This is a genomic window from Pseudomonas sp. (genome assembly GCF_049645325.1).
GTDB lineage: Bacteria > Pseudomonadota > Gammaproteobacteria > Pseudomonadales > Pseudomonadaceae > Aquipseudomonas.
Window position 1 is genome coordinate 1 of record NZ_JBARTQ010000709.1, and the last position, 17,233, is coordinate 17,233.

A 17,233-nucleotide genomic window follows, 5' to 3' on the forward strand; every position below is an offset into this window, starting at 1 on the left:
CTTATGCTGCGAAGGCGGCACCGCGGTGCATCGCCAAGCAACCAAGCTCCTGCTTGTGATCTGCTTTTGCTTTCAACCACTCAGGTCGGCTTTCAGGCCGCCGTGCTGTAGACCTTGATCTTGATCCTGCTTGTGATCTTGATCTCAGGCGCCCCGTTAACCACGCTGGCCGAACGCAGGCTTTGGAGCGTGGGTAACCCGGCAGGACGCCGGGTTAGCCGCCCCGCGCCATGGATGGCGCGTGGCGGCGGCCCACGCTCCAAAGCCTGCGTGAGGGCACACCGAGCCACAGCGAGGTGCCGAGTGGAGGGGCAAGAGCGTTTTGCTTACTTTTGCGCTCCACCAAAAGTGAGCCGCTGTAAGAGCGGAACCCATAGAGGCCATCACCCAAAAAACGGATATGTACCCCAACCCTGCCCCCCGCAGGGCATCGCCGCAGCACTCAAAGGCTGTAGTAATAACCCCGACTCCGCAACGCAACAATCCGCGGCCGGCCATCCGGGTGTGGGCCGATCTTCTTGCGCAGGTTGCTGACGTGCATGTCCAAACTACGATCGTAAAGGGTCAGCTTGCGCCCCAGGGCGATCTGCGCCAGTTCCTGCTTGTCCAGCGGTTCGCCAGGCTGGCGCAACAAGGCTTCGAGCAAGCGGCTCTCGGAAACGGTGAGCGTGAATTCCTGCTCATCGATGCTGACCACCCCGCGCACCGGGCTGAAGCACAAGTCGCCCAGCTCAAGCTGCGTCGACACAGCCGCCGGGTGGCTGCGGCGCAACACGGCCCGCAGGCGAGCGGTGAGCTCGCGCGGGTCGCAGGGCTTGGCCAGGTAATCGTCGGCGCCCAACTCCAGGCCGAGGATGCGGTCCAGCGGCTCGCCACGGGCCGAGAGCATCAGCACCGGCAATTCCGGGTGGTCGTTGCGCAATTGCTTGAGCAGCTCAAGGCCACTGCCGTCGGGCAGCATCACGTCGAGCACCACCGCTGCCGGGGCGCTGTCGGCCAGGGCTTTGCGCGCGCTCAAGCCGTCGTGGCAGGCGCGCACCTGGAAACCTTCCTGGCTCAACCAACTGGTCAGCAGCTCACAGAGCTCCTGGTCATCATCTATCAGTAACAGCTCGCTCATGACTCACTCAATTTAGCCATTGTCGACGGCGACGGTGCCCACCGCTGGCGAAGATCCCGCACAGGAGGGCGATCAGTGCGACGGCCCCACCCGTGACAAACCACTGCTGTTGCTCAGTCAGCCAACGGGTCAAGGCGCCACCTTGTGTGTCTTTGAGTTGCTGGGCCAGGCGTTGGTTCTCCTGACGCAAGCGAATCAGTTGGGCGCTTTCGCGGGCAGTGTCGGCACTTTGCAGTTGCTTGTTCAGTTCTTCACGCAGCCGCTCGCTTTCTTTCAAGCGTTGCTGCAACTCGGTGATCTGGCTGCCGGCACTCAAGGACAGGGGCGTGGAACTGCCGGTGTTCGAGGGTTCTTCAGCGCGGGCCGTAGCCCCGATCGTTAACACTGCCAACAGACACAACTGACGTAAGCGCATCGGAACTCCTGATTCCACACGAATATTCAGAACGTTGTCGGCAGGTTACCGAGAATAATGAGCCATTAGGAGTGCGCCGAACGTAATAGGTTCGGCGCTCCGGGGGTCAAGGCAGGACTTGTTTGAACGGCTTGATCGCCACATCCGCGTAGACACCGGCGGCAATGTAGGGATCCGCCTTGGCCCAGGCCCGGGCGTCGGCCAGGGAGGCGAACTCGGCGACGATCAGGCTGCCGGTGAAACCGGCGTCGCCCGGGTCGTTGCTGTCGACCGCCGGGTTAGGGCCGGCCAGTACCAGTTGGCCTTCGGCTTGCAGCTGTTTCAGGCGTTCGAGATGGGCCGGGCGCACAGACAGGCGTTTTTCCAGCGAGTTGGCAACGTCGGTAGCAACAATGGCGTAGAGCATGTCAGTCCTCGGTTTTCGGCGTGGTAGGGGCGGTGTCATGCAGGTGGCGCGACAGGTAGATACCTTGGCCGATCAGGAACAATACGGTCATGCCCAGGCTGCCGAACACTTTGAAGTCGACCCAGTAGTCCTGGAAGGTAAAGGCCACGAACAGGTTGGCGGCGCCGCAGAACAGGAAAAACACGATCCAGGCCACGTTCAAACGTGTCCAGACCGGCTCCGGCAGGGTCAGCGCATGCCCCATGATGCGCTTGATCAGCAGACGATCACCGATGAAGTGGCTGCCGATAAAGACCAGGGCGAACAGCCAGTTCACCACCGGGGCTTTCCATTTGAGGAAGGTTTCGCTGTGAAAGGCCAGGGTCAGTCCGCCGAACACAAGGCAGGCGATCAGGGTCAGCCATTGGCTTTTTTCCAGCTTGCGCTGGGAGATGAAAATGGCGCCATAGACCACGATAGAGCTGACGATCAGCACGGCGGTGGCGCTGTAGATGCCCCCGAACGAGAGTTCGTGACCGGCGATATCGATGACCCTGGGGTCGAGTTTGGTAACGATGAAAAACAGCAACAGCGGGATGAAGTCGATGAATTGTTTCACAGTAAGAGCCAGAAGCTGGATGTGGCGGCATAATAACAAACATCCTTGGTAGCGAAAGCGCCAGCTGACTTGAGGTTACACACTCCCGTGAATGTTGATTTGCACTGCCACAGCACGGCCTCCGACGGCGCCCTGGCGCCTGCGGTACTGGTTGCGCGTGCGTTTGAAAAAGGCGTGCGAGTCCTGTCGTTGACCGACCACGACACCCTCGAAGGCCTTGATGAAGCCCGCGAAACCGCGCAGGCCCTGGGGATGCAACTGGTCAACGGCGTGGAATTGTCCTGCACCTGGGGCGGCGCCACCATTCATGTGCTCGGCTACGGGTTCGACCAAAAAGCGCCGGCGCTGATGGCAGCTATCGCTAATTTGCACGATGGTCGTTGGCTGCGGTCGGAAGAAATAAGCCGCAAGCTCGCCCTTAAAGGCATGCCCAATGCGCTCGACGGCGCCCGCGCCGTCCAGCAGGCGCTGGGTGACAGCGGCAATGCGCCGGCCCGGCCGCACTTTGCCGACTGGATGGTGCGTGAAGGTTTCGTCAAGGACCGCGCCGAAGCCTTTCGCAAGTGGCTGGGCGCCGGCAAGTTGGGCGACGTCAAGCAACACTGGCCGACCCTCGAAGACACCGTCGAGACCCTGCGGGCCTCCGGGGCCTGGGTCAGCCTGGCACATCCATGGCATTACGATTTCACCCGCAGCAAGCGCCGCAAGCTGATCTGCGACTATATTGGAGCGGGCGGCCACGCTATCGAAGTGGTCAACGGGCATCAACCCGCGGAACAAGTGGGCAGCCTGGCGATTCTTGCGCGCGAATTTGGTCTGCTGGTCAGCGCCGGCAGTGACTTTCATGGCCCAGGCGGCTGGTCCGAGATTGGCGAGTATCGCCAGGTCCCGGAAGATTTGCCGCTTTTGTGGGGGCGTTTCAAGCATGACCCCATTATTGCCACCGTCTGAACAGGTAGAACACGTGAGTCAATTCTTCCAGATTCATCCGGAAAACCCTCAAGCGCGCCTGATCAAACAGGCCGTGGAGATCATCCGCGCCGGCGGCGTGGTGATTTACCCAACCGATTCGTCCTACGCCATCGGTTGCCAGATCGGCGACAAGAGTGCGGTCGAGCGCGTAAGACGCCTGCGTGACCTGGATAAGAATCACAACTTTGCGCTGATCTGCAGCGACCTGTCCCAGCTGGGGCTGTTTGCCAAGGTCGACACTGGGACGTTCCGGCTGCTCAAGGCCCACACGCCGGGGCCGTACACCTTTATTCTGAACGCCACCCGTGAAGTGCCGCGGCTCTTGCTGCACCCGAAGAAACGCACCATCGGCCTGCGCGTGCCGGAGCACCCTATTGCGCTGGCGCTGCTGGCCGAGCTCGGTGAGCCGCTGATGAGTGTGTCGCTGATTCTGCCCGGTGAAACCGAGCCGCTGTACGACCCGTACGAAATGCGCCGCCTGCTGGAAAAACACGTCGATTTGATCATTGACGGCGGCTACGGCGGCAACAAGGCCTCCACCGTGATCAACCTGGCCGACGGCGAACCGGAAGTGGTGCGCGTGGGCTGCGGCGACCCGACGCCGTTTATGGTCGAGGCCTGAATGTCGGTCGTGGAAACCGTCGACAGCCAGGCCGGCGCCCAGCAAGAACTGCCATTCGCCATGGTCTACGGCCAGGCGGTCATGGAAATGCCGCTGGACTTGTACATCCCGCCGGACGCGCTGGAGGTCTTTCTTGAAGCCTTCGAAGGCCCGCTGGATTTGCTGCTGTACCTGATCCGCAAGCAGAACATCAACATCCTCGACATCCCCGTGGCGGAAATCACCCGTCAGTACATGGGCTATGTCGAGTTGATGCAGTCGGTGCGCCTGGAGTTGGCTGCCGAGTACCTGGTGATGGCCGCCATGCTCGCCGAGATCAAGTCGCGCATGTTGCTGCCACGTTCGGAGACGATCGAAGCCGAAGAGGACGACCCGCGCGCCGAACTGATCCGCCGCCTGCAAGAATACGAACGCTTCAAGGCCGCCGCAGAAGGCATTGATGGCCTGAGCCGCGTCGGTCGCGACGTGGTGGTGCCCAAGCTCGACGCGCCGGAAGCCCGGGCGCGCAAGCTGTTGCCGGATGTAAGCCTGGAAGAGTTGCTGATGTCGATGGCCGAGGTGCTGCGCCGGGGCGATATGTTCGAGCATCACCAGATCAGCCGCGAGGCGCTCTCGACCCGCGAACGCATGAGCGATGTGCTGGAACGCCTCAAGGGCGGCGGGTTTGTGCCGTTTGTCGAGTTGTTCACTAAAGAAGAAGGGCGCCTGGGGGTGGTGGTGACCTTTATGGCGATCCTCGAACTGGTCAAGGAATCCTTGGTCGAGCTGGTCCAGAATGAGCCTTTTGCGGCTATCCACGTGCGGGCGCGAGCCGAATAAAGAGCTGAATCGATGAATTTGACTGAACCCCGCGAACTGGCCCCGCTGCTGGAAGCCTTTCTCCTGGCCTCGGGTAAGCCGCAATCCCTTGAGCGCCTGTTCGAGCTTTTTGAAGAAGCCGAGCGCCCTGAGCCGCCGGTGTTCAAGAAGGCTTTGGAGATATTGCGCAAATCCTGCGACGGCCGTGCCTTTGAGCTGCGCGAGGTTGCGTCGGGTTATCGCCTGCAGATCCGTGAGAAATTTTCCCCGTGGGTCGGTCGCTTGTGGGAAGAACGCCCGCAGCGCTATTCACGGGCGATGCTGGAGACCATGGCGCTGATCGCCTATCGCCAGCCGATCACGCGGGGCGAAATCGAAGACGTGCGTGGCGTAGCGGTCAACAGCCACATCGTCAAGACCTTGCTGGAACGCGAGTGGATCCGCATCGTCGGTTACCGCGACGTGCCCGGCAAACCGGCAATGTTTGCTACCACCAAGGTGTTCCTCGACCACTTCAACCTGAAAAACCTCGACGACCTGCCGCCGCTCGCCGAACTGCGCGAAATGGAAACCGAGCCGGTGCTCGATTTCGACGATGCGCCCGTTCCGGCGAGCCTGCAGGAACTGGCCGACGCCACCGCCGAGCCGGAAGAACCGAAGGACGAAACCAGCTTCCATACCCTGTTGCTGGAGCTGGACGACATGGAGCAGGGGATCAAGACCGACTTCGACGACTTGCTGCGTGACGGTGCCGTGGAGCCTGAAACCCAGGTGAACGTTGAGGTCGAGCCTGCAGTCGACATTGAACCCGAGCTGGAACCGGAACCCGAGCCTGAGGAAGACATTCTTGGCGTCGCCGAAGCCCGCGAAAAGCTCCTGGCTGCCGTCGCCGCCCTCGAACAGCCACCGCTGAGCGATGAAGAAGACGAAGCCCGGGCCTTGGCTGAGGCGATCGAGGCCGAGCGGCGCGAGTTCGAAGACTGACCCGGCCGGTCAGGCGCTGCACACCCCTGTGGGAGCTGGCTTGCCTGAAATGCAGGCACCTCGGTGTTTCAGGCGCACCGCATTGAGGCCATCGCAGGCAAGCCAGCGCCCACCGAAAACCCGTTGCCTGGGAGGATTCAAATGAGTTCCACCAAAGACCCCTGTATCAGCATCTGCAAATTCACCGACGACATTTGTGTCGGCTGCGGCCGCAGCAAGCGCGAGATCCGCGCCTGGAAGAAGCTCGACAAGGTCGACAAGCGCACGGTGCTCGCCGAAGCCGAGCTACGCCTGCTGGCCTTGGGCGCCACCGGCCGGCGGAAAAGCAAATGAGCCAGCACTTATCGGCTAGTCTCTGATGCGCAACGCGCGTCATGCGCGTATGATTCGCGACCCTTTGGCGACGTATTCGCCCAAAGCCCCGCTTTCAACACTCTTCAGGCCACGCCTGAATCGACCCACCGGGAGGTGCTTAAGATGAACGACAAAGACCAGAACGACAGCCAGGAAATCGGCCCTGCAGGCGAAAAACTGCAAAAGGTGCTGGCGCGTATCGGCGTGGGCTCGCGCCGCGACGTCGAAGCCTGGATCACCCAGAAACGCATCAAGGTCAACGGCGTAGAAGCCACCCTAGGCCAGCGTGTCGACCTGCATGACGCAATCACCATTGATGGCAAGGTCATCAAGCGTGAAGAGGCCGCCGAATCGGTGCGCCGCGTGATCATGTACAACAAGCCCGACGGCGAGATCTGCACCCGTGACGACCCGGAAGGCCGTCCGACCGTGTTCGACAAGATGCCCAAGCCCAAAGAAGGCCGCTGGATCAACATCGGCCGTCTCGACATCAACACCACTGGCTTGCTGATGTTCACCACCGACGGTGAGCTGGCCAACCGTTTGATGCACCCCTCTTACGAGATGGACCGTGAATACGCCGTGCGCGTACGCGGTGAAGTCGATGACGAGATGATCGAGCGCCTGAAAGCGGGCGTCGTGCTCGAAGACGGCCCGGCCAAGTTCACCGACATCAAGCAGGCGCCAGGCGGCGAAGGTTTCAACCATTGGTACCACTGCGTGGTGATGGAAGGCCGTAACCGTGAAGTGCGTCGCCTGTGGGAATCCCAGGGCCTGGTGGTCAGCCGCCTGAAGCGCGTGCGTTTTGGCCCGGTGTTCCTGAACTCCGACCTGCCGATGGGCCGCTGGCGCGAAATGAGCCAGTACGAAGTCGACATCCTCAGTGCCGAAGTCGGCCTGACGCCGGTCGCGATGCCGCAGATGAACGCCAAGAGCAAAGACAAGCTTGAGCGCATGCAGCGTAAATCGTCGCGTCCTGTGGCGCGTACCGAGCGTGTTGCTCGCACCTTGCGTCCGGCGTTGAATGCACCGGCCACCGGCGGTCGTATCTCCCGTGAGCCGCACATTGAAGGCGAGCGCCGCCCAACTGCACCATCGCGTCAGGAAGGCGAGCGTGCACCCCGCACGCCGCGCCCAGCTCGTGGTGAAGCGCCCACCGGCGGTCGCGGCAACCGTGGCGAAGGCCGTGGTGCTCCGGCATCCGACCGTCCAGCCGACAACGCCAGCACCAAGCGCCCAGCCAAGCCCGCGCCGAAAAAGCGCGTAGGCCCGAAACTGGTAGCGGATGAGCCGTCGGGCAAGCGCCGTGGCGCTCCGGCCGGTTCCGGCCAGCGTCCTGGTTTTGGTCGCAAGAAGCCGCAGTGATTTAATCGCTGTATAAAAAAACGCCAACCCTCGGGTTGGCGTTTTTTTTGGCTTTCAACGTGGAATGCAATCAACTGAAGTGAGAGGCTTGTGTGGGAGCTGGCTTGCCTGCGATAGCATCCCTGCGGTTGCCAGGTAAACCGAGGTGTCTGCATCGCAGGCAAGCCAGCTCCCACAGTGGATCTCTATCATTTCAAAGGCCGATGTTCAGAACGCAAACCTGCCATCAAACACCGGCTTGTCATCCAGCGCCAATACCCCGCTGGCAAAGATCAGATCCAGGTGATGGCTGCCTTTCTGCCCGCCGCCCAGGCCCAGGTGCAAGCCGCAATGGCGCTCCTCGAACCCGGCATTGCGCGCGTACAAATCCTTCACCCCTTCATTGGTGCCAATGCCCAATTCCTCTACGCGGCGGTTGGACGGGTTGGCATTCAGGTATTTGTTGAAATCATCCGCAAGCCCCGGCACGTCGCTGGCCACGCTGCAAACAGTCGAGTTCTCGATCCACAGTTCCAGCGGCGATTGCAGCACGCCGTACTTGCGCGCAAAGGGGATAGTGCTGAGAAAGGTGCCGACAAAGCGCACCTGGCCATTGATGGCCTCGCTGTGGGTCGCAATCTCGCCGGGCGCCAGGTCGTGGTTGCCGACGCCGTTGATATTGGTCCACTTCTTGATGCTGCTCATCGGCGCTTCAAGGCGTGAGCCGTGTTTGTCGGTGAAGCTCAGCACATTGGCCTGGGACATGCGCCGGATCAGCGTGGCGTTGAGGTCGGCGATGCGCTGCGGCTCGACACTGAAGGTGTCGTAGAAATAGTCGCCGTAATCCTTGAACAACAGGGATTTCTTCCAGTGCTCAGCCATCACGCCTTGCAGGGCGCGGATAAAGTCCGGGCCTTCGGCGCGTGGGTTGGGCAATGTCGAGGAGTCGTAGAGAAACAAGTACAGGTCACTGGCCTCGATGGCGTGGGCCAGGGTTTCGCTGGGCGTCAGGTCCAGGCGCTGCAGCTGAAAGTTGAAGCGGGCAGCACTGCCGTGGGTAATCGCCTGGGCGATGGCGTCGTAGCGCTCGGTGTGGCCCAGCAATACGGTGGGGCGGCTCAGGCCGTGGAGGGCCGGGTGATGCGCGAGGTAGTAAAGAAAGTGTTCGACGGCGCGGGCCTTGTCCATGACGGGTGTCCTTCTGTGCCTTGGGTAAGGAGGCAGATGCAGTGCACTGCATCTGCCAGGTGCCTGCCGGGTATTAGAAAGGCCACATCGCGGTGCCGAAAGGCACAACGGCATCGGCTTGCATCATTTCAACGGCGGCCTCATGGGTCGGCGCTTCAAACCAATCGTCGAGTTGCAGTTCGGTTTCCAGGTCGTTTTCCAGTGCTTGCATGGTGTATCTCCTAGAGGACGGTGTTTGAGAACGGCTTGCCAGCGGGCTTCGCTGGGCAAGTGACAGAACCTAGGAGAGAGTGTTTCCAAATGCAAAATATTTATTGACACGGTTTCATTTGGATTTTTTCTTCTGTTTTTTCGCGGTACTTTTTTATTTAGAGAAAACAAAGCAATAGGGAGGCTAATTCGTCGGAAATTTCGTACTGACATTTTTCCGTTTTATGTGGGATCTGTATCGGCTGTAACGCTTATTTTCCGTGCTGTAACGATTAATTTACGAGAAAGTCTCCACAGTGTTGAGCGGCCCAGCGCTGTAAGGAATGCCTGACAGATTGTCGCGGGCGCTCTGCGGCGGCCTCATGAAGCGGTCGAGCGGTGTACAATGCGCCGCGTTTTACTGTGACCCCCTTGCGTACCCACGCAAAAGGCCAAGACCCAGGGTTTACCGACCCTGATCACTCCGCCCTGCCACGAGCCGGACGGGTTCGATTTCGTCACAGATAAAAACAAACAGGTGACGCATGACCATTAGAACGACGCTGTATTCCTGGTGCCTGCGCTGGGGTTTGAGCGGCGCTGCTTGAGTCGATATTCACGGCAGCAACGTGCATTCAACATCATCAAACCTTGCGTGAGACCCTTTTCATGAGTGGACCCCATTCCTCTTCAGGCGAGCTGAAACGCGGCCTGAAAAATCGGCATATCCAGTTGATCGCCCTCGGCGGCGCCATCGGCACCGGCCTGTTCCTGGGCTCGGCCGGAGTGCTCAAATCCGCCGGCCCGTCGATGATCCTGGGCTATGCGATCTGCGGCTTTATCGCGTTCATGATCATGCGCCAGCTCGGCGAAATGATCGTCGAAGAGCCGGTTGCCGGCTCGTTCAGCCATTTTGCCCACAAGTACTGGGGCGGTTTCGCCGGCTTCCTGTCGGGCTGGAACTGCTGGATCCTGTACATTCTGGTGGGCATGTCGGAGCTGACGGCTGTCGGCAAATACGTGCACTACTGGTGGCCGGAGATCCCGACCTGGGTCTCGGCGGCGGCGTTTTTCGTACTGATCAACCTGATTAACCTGGCCAACGTCAAAGTCTTCGGTGAAGCTGAATTCTGGTTCGCCATCATCAAGGTGGTGGCCATCGTCGGCATGATCGCACTGGGCAGCTATTTGCTGGTCAGTGGCAGCGGCGGCCCGCAAGCCTCGGTGAGCAACCTGTGGGACCACGGCGGGTTCTTCCCTCACGGGGTGAGTGGTCTGGTGATGGCCATGGCGATCATCATGTTCTCCTTCGGCGGCCTGGAAATGCTCGGCTTTACAGCTGCCGAGGCCGACCAGCCTCGCACGGTGATCCCGAAAGCGATTAACCAGGTGATCTACCGCATCCTGATTTTCTACATCGGCGCATTGGTGGTGTTGTTATCGTTGACGCCGTGGGACAGCCTGCTGGCAACCCTCAATGCGTCCGGCGATGCCTACAGCGGTAGCCCGTTCGTTCAGGTGTTCTCGATGCTGGGCAGTAACACCGCTGCGCACATCCTCAACTTCGTGGTACTGACTGCGGCGTTGTCGGTGTACAACAGCGGCACCTACTGCAACAGCCGCATGCTGCTGGGCATGGCCGAGCAGGGTGACGCGCCCAAAGCGTTGGCGAAGATCGACAAGCGCGGCGTTCCGGTGCGCTCGATCCTGGCGTCGGCGGCGGTCACCCTGGTGGCCGTGCTGATGAACTACTTCATCCCGCAACACGCCTTGGAACTGCTGATGTCCCTGGTGGTGGCCACCTTGGTGATCAACTGGGCGATGATCAGTTTCTCGCACTTCAAGTTCCGCCAGCACATGAACCGCACCGGCCAGGTGCCGTTGTTCAAAGCGCTGTGGTACCCGTATGGCAACTACATCTGCCTGGCGTTCGTGGCGTTTATCCTGGTGATCATGTTGATGATCCCGGGGATTCAGCTGTCGGTGTACGCGATCCCGGTGTGGGTGGCGTTCATGGGGCTGTGTTACTGGATCAAGAACAAGCGCAGTGCCGAAGCGGCGCTGATCACGGCGAGTGCGGCGTTGAAGTAAGCGGTTTCGTAGACCGAAAGCCCGGCGATTTGCCGGGTTTTTTGTGGGCGCTGACGGAGTAGACTCGCCCCTCGTTTTCCATCGACCCTTGCCTGGAGGCCTCATGCAGCACACCGATATCGACGGCGGCACCTTGCAGCGTGACGCGCTGGAAGACTTGATCGACCAGCACAGCGGGCCGTTGCGTTTGGTTGGCGTTGACCTGAGTGGGGCCGACTTGTCGCGGATGGTGCTGGACCACTGGGTGTTCGAGCGCTGCATACTGGTCCAGACCTCGTTGCTCGGCTCGCGCCTGGAAGGCACGCAGTGGAAAAGTTGCCGGGCCGGTCACGCCATCTTCGAAGCGGCGAACCTGTTGGAGGCGCAGTTCAACAGTTGCGACCTGAACAACACGCGCTGGCAGCGCAGCAAGCTCTCTCAGGCGAGCTTTGAGCACTGCAAGCTGACCGGCGCCAACTTTACCCATTGCGCGTCGCTGGGGCTGAGCTTCAGTGAAACCCGGCTCAACAGCGCGTTTTTGTCCGGGCTGTCGTTTGCCCGGACTGTGCTGAATAACCTGGACTTTTCCGACAGCGATTTGTCGGATGCCGACTTTCGCAAGGCTGAACTGATCGAGTGCAGCCTTGCCCATGCTCGCATCAATGGCGCCAATTTCGCCGGGGCCGACCTGCGGGGCGCGGATTTGAGCGGCTTTCGCCTCAATGATGCCAAACTGTTCAAAGGCGCCGTGATTTCCAAAGCCCAGGCGTCGATGTTGTTGTCCGAGTTGGGCTTGTCCGTTGCTTAAGGTTTTTGATTGATGCTGGTAATTTCCAACACGGTGCACCTGCCCGACGCCGAGATCGAGCTGACCGCCATTCGCGCCCAGGGCGCGGGTGGGCAGAACGTCAACAAGGTGTCGAGCGCGGTGCACCTGCGCTTTGATATTCCGGCGTCGTCGCTGCCGGACTTCTACAAGGAACGGCTGCTGGCGCTGCGTGATAGCCGCATCACCAGTGAAGGCGTGCTGGTGCTCAAGGCCCAGTCATACCGGACCCAGGAACAGAACCGCGCGGATGCGTTGGAGCGCCTGGTGGAGCTGATTCTCAGCGCCACCAAGGTCGAGAAGAAGCGCCGTCCGACCAAGCCCACGCTGGGTTCGAAAAAGCGTCGCCTGGAATCCAAGACCAAGCGCGGCAGCATCAAGGCTGGGCGCGGCAAGGTCGACTTTTAAGCATCGCGAGCCTCGCGGGCCTTGGGCGCTTGGCGGTAGAGGTACACGCTCAACAGCAAGCCACCGGCGGCAGCGAGGGCGGCGAACAGGAAGATCGAGGCAAAGCCGAAGCCTGCCGCCACCGCTCCGGCCAGCGGGCCGGTAATGCCCAATGACAAGTCGATAAACAGCGAATACGCCCCCACCGCCGAACCGCGGCTGGAGGCCGGCACCAGGTTGACCGCTTCCACGCCCAGCGCCGGGAACACCAGGGAAAAACCAAACCCGCTTAAGGCAGCACCGGCCAGCGCCAAGTGCGCATCCGGCGCGAGCCACAGCAACAGCAGGCCGAGGATTTCCACCGACAGGCAGGCAATCGCTACGCGAAAGCCGCCGATACGATTGATCAAATTGCCGAACAGCAGCCGCGCGCCGATAAAACTGGCACCGAACAGGCTCAGGGCCCACACCGCGTTGTCCCAGTGTTGGGTGGTGTAATACAGGGTGATAAAAGTGGCGATGGTGCCAAACCCGATCGAGCCCAGCGCCAGCGCGCAACCGTGCGGCAATACCCGGCCCAGCACGTTCATGAACGGCAGGCGCACGCCGACCACAATCGGTGCGGGTTCTTTGTTCCAGGCCAACAGCAAGCCGACGGCTGCCAGCAAAATAATGCTGACACCCATGCTCCACAGCCCGAGATGGCTGACCAACACGACCCCCAGCGGCGCGCCGACGGCCAGCGCGCCATAGCTGGCAATGCCGTTCCAGGAAATCACCTTGGCCGTATTCGCCGCGCCGACCCGGCCGATGCCCCAGCCAATGGCACCCGAGCCGACCAGGCTTTCAGCGCTGCCCAACACCAGCCGGCCGATCAGCAAGCTGGTCAGGCTGAAGGCCGGCAGGCTGGAAAACCACGCCGCCAACAGCATGAACACGCCACTCAAGCCGCAGCCCACCAAGCCGATCAACACCGCGCGTTTGCTGCCCAGGTTGTCGATGATTTTGCCGGCGTACGGTCGGCTCAGCAGGGTAGCCAGGTACTGCACGCTGATCACCAGGCCTGCGATGACCGCGCCATAACCGAGCTGGCTATGGACGTAGCCCGGCAATACGGCCAGGGGAATGCCGATATTGAGGTAACCGATGAAGGTGAACAGCACGATGGAAACAACTTGCAGCGTGACCGCCATGGGGCGCTGGGTATCTGGCATGGGAGAGGTCCACTGTCGCAGCAGGTAAAGATAGGCTGCTAATGATACCGGTGCTTTGGCTTGCGCAGGGCGGCAAAACGCAAAAACATCCGATCAAAATGACGTCAGGGCTGGGACGGGGTCAGCAACTGTGTGGTGACCAAGGCGGCCAGCGCATTTTCCTGGGTACCGAAGCGCTTGAGCAGCACGGCCTGCTTTTCTGCACTGAGGCGGTTCCAGACGTCGATCATCTGCAGGGCAGTGTCGAGTACGGCGGCGTCCGGGGAATTCGGGAGGGTATCGGTCATGGCGGGTATCTCGGGTGATTCAGGCAGTGTGGAAAGCGCTTGAAGGGGCGCTTTCCACACGGTCTGGTACGGCGTCAGTCCTGGCTTTTGCTGTCGACTGGTTTTGCTTCTTTGGCCTCAGGCTGCTTGTCGCTGGCCTGCTGCGGTGTTGGCTGCTCAGTAGGGTGCAGGCTTGGGAAGGGGAGATTAGGTATCTCGTGCATCGTCGTCGCTCCTCGCAAGGTCTGTTTTTTCAATCGCAGGTGATTCCGCGCTCTCAAAAAGCCTTGGCAGGATACAGCACTGAAAATGACAAAAAGAATTTTATGTCGACGTATGTACGAATTTTCATGCTTTAAACGCAAGTGACAAGACGTCACAGGTTAAAACGGCACCTTGCCCAAGATCATGTCGCGGTACATCACAAAATCCCCGAGCAAGCTGTAGAACGGGTGTTGAAACGTAGCGGGGCGGTTCTTTTCGTAGAAAAAATGGCCAATCCAGGCAAAGCTGTAGCCGGCAATCGGCACGGCCAGCAGCAAACCCAATGAACCTCGGCCGATGGCGTAGGCCAGAATGCCAATCACCAAGGTGGTGCCGATAAAATGCAGGCGCCGGCAAGTGCTGTTGCCATGCTCAGTCAGGTAGTACGGGTAGAACTCGGCGAAGCTGTTGAATTGTTTGACGTTTTCCACGGTAGCCGGCCCTTTGTTTGTTGTGCCGCCCAACAGATGTTCGGCGGGGAGCTTATTTGAGTCTAGAGTGATCAGTGGTAACAGCCAGTGACAATAGATGCCACTTTAGTATCCTTGGCTTCCTGGCTGCCGTTTAAGCCTGCTTATTTAAGAAGACGCCATGAGCGAACGAACAACTTCTGCAAGCTGGGCGATGGGCATCGTCAAGGCGTTGGAAATGGACGGCCTGGACTGCCGTGCGCTGTTCAAGCAGCTGGGCCTGGACTACGCCGCCCTCAGTGATCCTGATGCGCGCTTTCCGCAAGACTCCATGACCCGGCTGTGGCAGCGAGCGGTGGAGCTGTCGGGCAACCCGGCGATCGGCCTGAACATGGGCAAGGTGGTACGCCCGGCGTCGTTTCATGTGGCCGGTTATGCGTTGATGTCCAGTAACACCTTGGCCGAGGGGTTTATGCGCCTGGTGCGCTACCAGCGGATCATCGCCGAAAGCGCCGACCTGAGTTTCCGCCTGTTACCCGAAGGCTATGCGCTGATCCTGACCGTACACGGCGATCACTTGCCGCCTACCCGACAAAGCGCTGAAGCCTCGCTGGCGAGTGCCCTGGCACTGTGCGGCTGGCTGACAGGCCGTACGCTGCAACCGCGCAAAGTCGTGTTGCAAGGCGACCAGCCGGCCGACCTGACCCCGTATAAACAAGCCTTCCATGCGCCGCTGGAGTTCAACGCGCCCTATGACGCGTTGATTTTTGAGCGGGCCGACATGGACGCACCGCTGCCCACGGCCAACGAGGCCATGGCGCTGTTGCATGATCGGTTCGCCGGCGAGTACCTGGCGCGGTTCTCTGAAAGCCGCGTGACCCACAAGGCCCGCCAAGTGCTGTGCCGCTTGTTGCCCCAGGGCGAACCCAAGCGCGAAGTGGTGGCCCAGACCCTGCACTTGTCCCAGCGCACCTTGCAGCGGCGTTTGCAGGAAGAGGGCACCAGTTTCCAGACCCTGCTTGACGACACGCGCCGTGAACTGGCTGAGCAGTACCTGGCACAGCCGAGCATGACCTTGCTGGAAATTGCCTACCTGTTGGGTTTTGCCGACCCGAGCAACTTCTTCCGCGCGTTTCGCCGCTGGTTCGATGCCACGCCGGGCGAATACCGGACGCGGCTGCTGCAAGCACCGACGGTCAGTGACGCCAAAACGCCGGAATGCACAGAACAAAGACTGTAATGATTTCCAGCCGGCCCAGCAGCATGCCGAACGACAAGATCCACTTGGCGGCGTCCGGCAAGCTGGCGAAGTTGCCGGCGGGGCCGATAGTCTCGCCCAGGCCCGGGCCGACGCCAGACACCGTGCTGGCGGCGCCGGTCAACGCGGTCATCCAGTCCAGCCCCAGCAACGACAGGGCCAAAGCAATTGCACAGATGGTGATGGCGAAGAAAAACGAGAAGGTCAGAATCGAACGCACGATCTCTTCGTCGAGGCGGTGGCCGTTGTATTTCTGCTTGATCACCGCGCGCGGGTGAATCAGCTGGTTCAAGTTGGCCTTGAGCAGGATATAGGCGACCTGGAAGCGAAAAATCTTGATCCCGCCCGCTGTGGAGCCTGAGCACCCACCGACAAAGCCCAGGTAGAAGAACAGCATCAGTGAGAAATTGCCCCAGATGCTGTAGTCCCCCAATGCAAAACCGGTGGTGGTCACCACTGAGGTGACGTTCACCGCCACATGGCGCAGCGCGTCGAGCCACGGCAGATTGGTGGTCCACCAATACCAGGTGCCGAGCACCAGCCACGTCACGACCAACAAACCGAGCAAGCCTTGCACCTGCTGATCCTTGATCAACGCCCGACGGTTGCCGCGCAAGGTGGCCACGTACAAGGTGAACGGCAAGCTGCCGAGGATCATTACCACCACCGCCACCCAATGCACCGCCGGTTGTTTCCAGTGGGCCAGGGATTCGTCAGAAGTGGAGAAACCGCCGGTGGAAATCGCCGACATCGCGTGGTTGATCGCATCGAACAAGCCCATCCCGGCCCACCAGAACGCCAGGCTGCCGAGGATGGTGATGCCCACATACGCCGCCACGATCAGGCGCGCCACCATGTGCGAACGCGGCATGACTTTTTCAGAACGGTCTGAAGATTCGGTCTGGAACAGGCGCATGCCGCCGATGCGCAGCAGTGGCAGGATCGCCACCGCCATGCCGATAAAGCCGATGCCGCCGAGCCAGTGCAGCAATGAGCGCCAGATCAGAATGCCCGGGGACATGCTGTCCAGCCCGCTCAACACGGTGGAACCGGTGGCGGTGATGCCGGACATGCTTTCGAAAAACGAATCGGTGTAGCTGATGTGCTGGGTCAGCAAAAACGGCAGGGCGGCGAAGATGCACACCACGACCCAACTGCTCACTGTCAGCAGGTACATGTCCCGGGGGCGCAGGTGCACGTGTTCGGGGCGGCCGGGGATGACCAGGGCGAGGCCGGCGAGAAAAGTGATCATGCTGGCCCACAGGAACGAGGGGAGGTCGCTGGTGCGTTCGAAGATCACCAGGGTGGCCATCGGGACGACCATGGCGATTGCTAGGGTGATCAGGAAGATGCCGATGATGAAACCGATGATGCGTAGGGTCGGCAACGCCATTGAGTGTGCTCGGGTGGTCGGGGTGAGGCGCCATTCTACCTGTGGTGGGGGGTGTGTAAACCTGGGGGGCTGCTCTGGGGGGGATATCCGTTATTTGGGTGAGGGCGGCTATTGGTTCCGCCCTTACGGCGGCTCACTTTTGATAGAGCGCAAAA

Annotated in this window: 20 protein-coding genes; 10 read left to right on the top strand and 10 right to left on the bottom strand. The window is 60.6% G+C overall.

The features are described from left to right. Positions 1–442: 442 nt before the first annotated feature. The 4 genes from WBB95_RS30100 to WBB95_RS30115 all read right to left on the bottom strand — a co-directional run bounded on the left by WBB95_RS30100 (position 443) and on the right by WBB95_RS30115 (position 2,539). The gene (locus tag WBB95_RS30100) at positions 443–1,120 is read right to left on the bottom strand and encodes a response regulator transcription factor (RefSeq protein WP_028617724.1); all 678 of its coding nucleotides are present in this window, start codon (positions 1,118–1,120) and stop codon (positions 443–445) included. Positions 1,121–1,127: 7 nt separating this feature from the next. Continuing rightward, on the bottom strand, positions 1,128–1,535 hold the full coding sequence (locus WBB95_RS30105; protein WP_424490903.1) for a translation initiation factor 2: 408 nt from the start codon (positions 1,533–1,535) through the stop codon (positions 1,128–1,130). Between the two features lie 106 nt (positions 1,536–1,641). Continuing rightward, positions 1,642–1,941, bottom strand: a complete 300-nt coding sequence (locus WBB95_RS30110) for a YciI family protein (RefSeq protein ID WP_424490904.1) — start codon at positions 1,939–1,941, stop codon at positions 1,642–1,644. Position 1,942: 1 nt separating this feature from the next. Further along, entirely contained in the window at positions 1,943–2,539 is a 597-nt protein-coding gene (locus tag WBB95_RS30115; protein WP_424490905.1) for a septation protein A, read from the bottom strand. Positions 2,540–2,626: 87 nt separating this feature from the next. On the opposite strand from WBB95_RS30115, the gene WBB95_RS30120 reads away from it, so the two are divergent. The 6 genes from WBB95_RS30120 (at position 2,627) to rluB (ending at position 7,634) form a co-directional block, all read left to right on the top strand. Next, the gene (locus WBB95_RS30120) at positions 2,627–3,490 is read left to right on the top strand and encodes a PHP domain-containing protein (protein ID WP_424490906.1); all 864 of its coding nucleotides are present in this window, start codon (positions 2,627–2,629) and stop codon (positions 3,488–3,490) included. A gap of 13 nt (positions 3,491–3,503) precedes the next feature. Further along, on the top strand, positions 3,504–4,133 hold the full coding sequence (locus WBB95_RS30125) for an L-threonylcarbamoyladenylate synthase (RefSeq protein WP_053257721.1): 630 nt from the start codon (positions 3,504–3,506) through the stop codon (positions 4,131–4,133). A 120-nt stretch (positions 4,134–4,253) separates the two neighbouring features. Continuing rightward, the gene (locus tag WBB95_RS30130; RefSeq protein ID WP_424490918.1) at positions 4,254–4,952 is read left to right on the top strand and encodes a segregation and condensation protein A; all 699 of its coding nucleotides are present in this window, start codon (positions 4,254–4,256) and stop codon (positions 4,950–4,952) included. A 12-nt stretch (positions 4,953–4,964) separates the two neighbouring features. Continuing rightward, positions 4,965–5,915, top strand: coding sequence for an SMC-Scp complex subunit ScpB (gene scpB / locus WBB95_RS30135; protein WP_424490907.1), 951 nt, complete (start codon positions 4,965–4,967; stop codon positions 5,913–5,915). Positions 5,916–6,056: 141 nt separating this feature from the next. Continuing rightward, the gene (locus WBB95_RS30140; protein ID WP_083357036.1) at positions 6,057–6,248 is read left to right on the top strand and encodes a DUF1289 domain-containing protein; all 192 of its coding nucleotides are present in this window, start codon (positions 6,057–6,059) and stop codon (positions 6,246–6,248) included. A gap of 144 nt (positions 6,249–6,392) precedes the next feature. Further along, positions 6,393–7,634 (top strand): 23S rRNA pseudouridine(2605) synthase RluB, encoded by a 1,242-nt coding sequence (rluB, locus tag WBB95_RS30145; protein WP_424490908.1) that lies wholly within the window; start codon positions 6,393–6,395, stop codon positions 7,632–7,634. Positions 7,635–7,841: 207 nt separating this feature from the next. Here the strand turns inward: rluB and WBB95_RS30150 are convergent, their stop codons facing one another. Continuing rightward, positions 7,842–8,801: a leucyl aminopeptidase gene (locus tag WBB95_RS30150; RefSeq protein ID WP_424490909.1), complete on the bottom strand. Its 960-nt coding sequence runs from the start codon at positions 8,799–8,801 to the stop codon at positions 7,842–7,844. Between the two features lie 73 nt (positions 8,802–8,874). Next, a complete protein-coding gene (locus WBB95_RS30155; protein WP_003175756.1) occupies positions 8,875–9,012 on the bottom strand; it encodes a hypothetical protein in 138 nt (45 codons plus the stop codon). Between the two features lie 647 nt (positions 9,013–9,659). Between WBB95_RS30155 and WBB95_RS30160 the strand changes: the two genes are divergently transcribed. From WBB95_RS30160 to arfB, 3 genes are all read left to right on the top strand, one after another. Continuing rightward, a complete protein-coding gene (locus WBB95_RS30160; RefSeq protein WP_424490910.1) occupies positions 9,660–11,081 on the top strand; it encodes an amino acid permease in 1,422 nt (473 codons plus the stop codon). Between the two features lie 103 nt (positions 11,082–11,184). Beyond that, positions 11,185–11,868, top strand: a complete 684-nt coding sequence (locus WBB95_RS30165) for a pentapeptide repeat-containing protein (protein WP_424490911.1) — start codon at positions 11,185–11,187, stop codon at positions 11,866–11,868. A 12-nt stretch (positions 11,869–11,880) separates the two neighbouring features. Beyond that, positions 11,881–12,294: an alternative ribosome rescue aminoacyl-tRNA hydrolase ArfB gene (arfB, locus tag WBB95_RS30170; RefSeq protein ID WP_424490912.1), complete on the top strand. Its 414-nt coding sequence runs from the start codon at positions 11,881–11,883 to the stop codon at positions 12,292–12,294. Here the strand turns inward: arfB and WBB95_RS30175 are convergent. The 3 genes from WBB95_RS30175 to WBB95_RS30185 all read right to left on the bottom strand — a co-directional run bounded on the left by WBB95_RS30175 (position 12,291) and on the right by WBB95_RS30185 (position 14,448). Then, entirely contained in the window at positions 12,291–13,487 is a 1,197-nt protein-coding gene (locus tag WBB95_RS30175) for an MFS transporter (RefSeq protein ID WP_424490913.1), read from the bottom strand. The genes arfB and WBB95_RS30175 overlap by 4 nt on opposite strands. A gap of 104 nt (positions 13,488–13,591) precedes the next feature. Next, positions 13,592–13,774: a hypothetical protein gene (locus WBB95_RS30180; RefSeq protein ID WP_424490914.1), complete on the bottom strand. Its 183-nt coding sequence runs from the start codon at positions 13,772–13,774 to the stop codon at positions 13,592–13,594. 362 nt (positions 13,775–14,136) lie between these two features. Continuing rightward, positions 14,137–14,448, bottom strand: coding sequence for an Mpo1-like protein (locus WBB95_RS30185; protein WP_424490915.1), 312 nt, complete (start codon positions 14,446–14,448; stop codon positions 14,137–14,139). 160 nt (positions 14,449–14,608) lie between these two features. Here WBB95_RS30185 and WBB95_RS30190 point away from each other — a divergent pair, with 160 nt between their 5' ends. Further along, the gene (locus tag WBB95_RS30190) at positions 14,609–15,667 is read left to right on the top strand and encodes an AraC family transcriptional regulator (RefSeq protein ID WP_424490916.1); all 1,059 of its coding nucleotides are present in this window, start codon (positions 14,609–14,611) and stop codon (positions 15,665–15,667) included. Here the strand turns inward: WBB95_RS30190 and WBB95_RS30195 are convergent. Further along, entirely contained in the window at positions 15,624–17,078 is a 1,455-nt protein-coding gene (locus WBB95_RS30195) for a TrkH family potassium uptake protein (protein ID WP_424490917.1), read from the bottom strand. The two genes, WBB95_RS30190 and WBB95_RS30195, sit on opposite strands and share 44 nt — an antisense overlap. Between the last annotated feature and the right edge of the window lie 155 nt (positions 17,079–17,233).

Coding starts and splice junctions, on each gene's coding strand:
- WBB95_RS30150 (WP_424490909.1), bottom strand. CDS start 8,801: ATGGACAAGGCCCGCGCCGTCGAACACTTTCTTTACTACCTCGCGCAT.
- WBB95_RS30155 (WP_003175756.1), bottom strand. CDS start 9,012: ATGCAAGCACTGGAAAACGACCTGGAAACCGAACTGCAACTCGACGAT.
- WBB95_RS30165 (WP_424490911.1), top strand. CDS start 11,185: ATGCAGCACACCGATATCGACGGCGGCACCTTGCAGCGTGACGCGCTG.
- WBB95_RS30160 (WP_424490910.1), top strand. CDS start 9,660: ATGAGTGGACCCCATTCCTCTTCAGGCGAGCTGAAACGCGGCCTGAAA.
- WBB95_RS30100 (WP_028617724.1), bottom strand. CDS start 1,120: ATGAGCGAGCTGTTACTGATAGATGATGACCAGGAGCTCTGTGAGCTG.
- WBB95_RS30195 (WP_424490917.1), bottom strand. CDS start 17,078: ATGGCGTTGCCGACCCTACGCATCATCGGTTTCATCATCGGCATCTTC.
- WBB95_RS30180 (WP_424490914.1), bottom strand. CDS start 13,774: ATGACCGATACCCTCCCGAATTCCCCGGACGCCGCCGTACTCGACACT.
- rluB (WP_424490908.1), top strand. CDS start 6,393: ATGAACGACAAAGACCAGAACGACAGCCAGGAAATCGGCCCTGCAGGC.
- WBB95_RS30175 (WP_424490913.1), bottom strand. CDS start 13,487: ATGCCAGATACCCAGCGCCCCATGGCGGTCACGCTGCAAGTTGTTTCC.
- scpB (WP_424490907.1), top strand. CDS start 4,965: ATGAATTTGACTGAACCCCGCGAACTGGCCCCGCTGCTGGAAGCCTTT.
- WBB95_RS30190 (WP_424490916.1), top strand. CDS start 14,609: ATGAGCGAACGAACAACTTCTGCAAGCTGGGCGATGGGCATCGTCAAG.
- WBB95_RS30140 (WP_083357036.1), top strand. CDS start 6,057: ATGAGTTCCACCAAAGACCCCTGTATCAGCATCTGCAAATTCACCGAC.
- WBB95_RS30105 (WP_424490903.1), bottom strand. CDS start 1,535: ATGCGCTTACGTCAGTTGTGTCTGTTGGCAGTGTTAACGATCGGGGCT.
- WBB95_RS30110 (WP_424490904.1), bottom strand. CDS start 1,941: ATGCTCTACGCCATTGTTGCTACCGACGTTGCCAACTCGCTGGAAAAA.
- arfB (WP_424490912.1), top strand. CDS start 11,881: ATGCTGGTAATTTCCAACACGGTGCACCTGCCCGACGCCGAGATCGAG.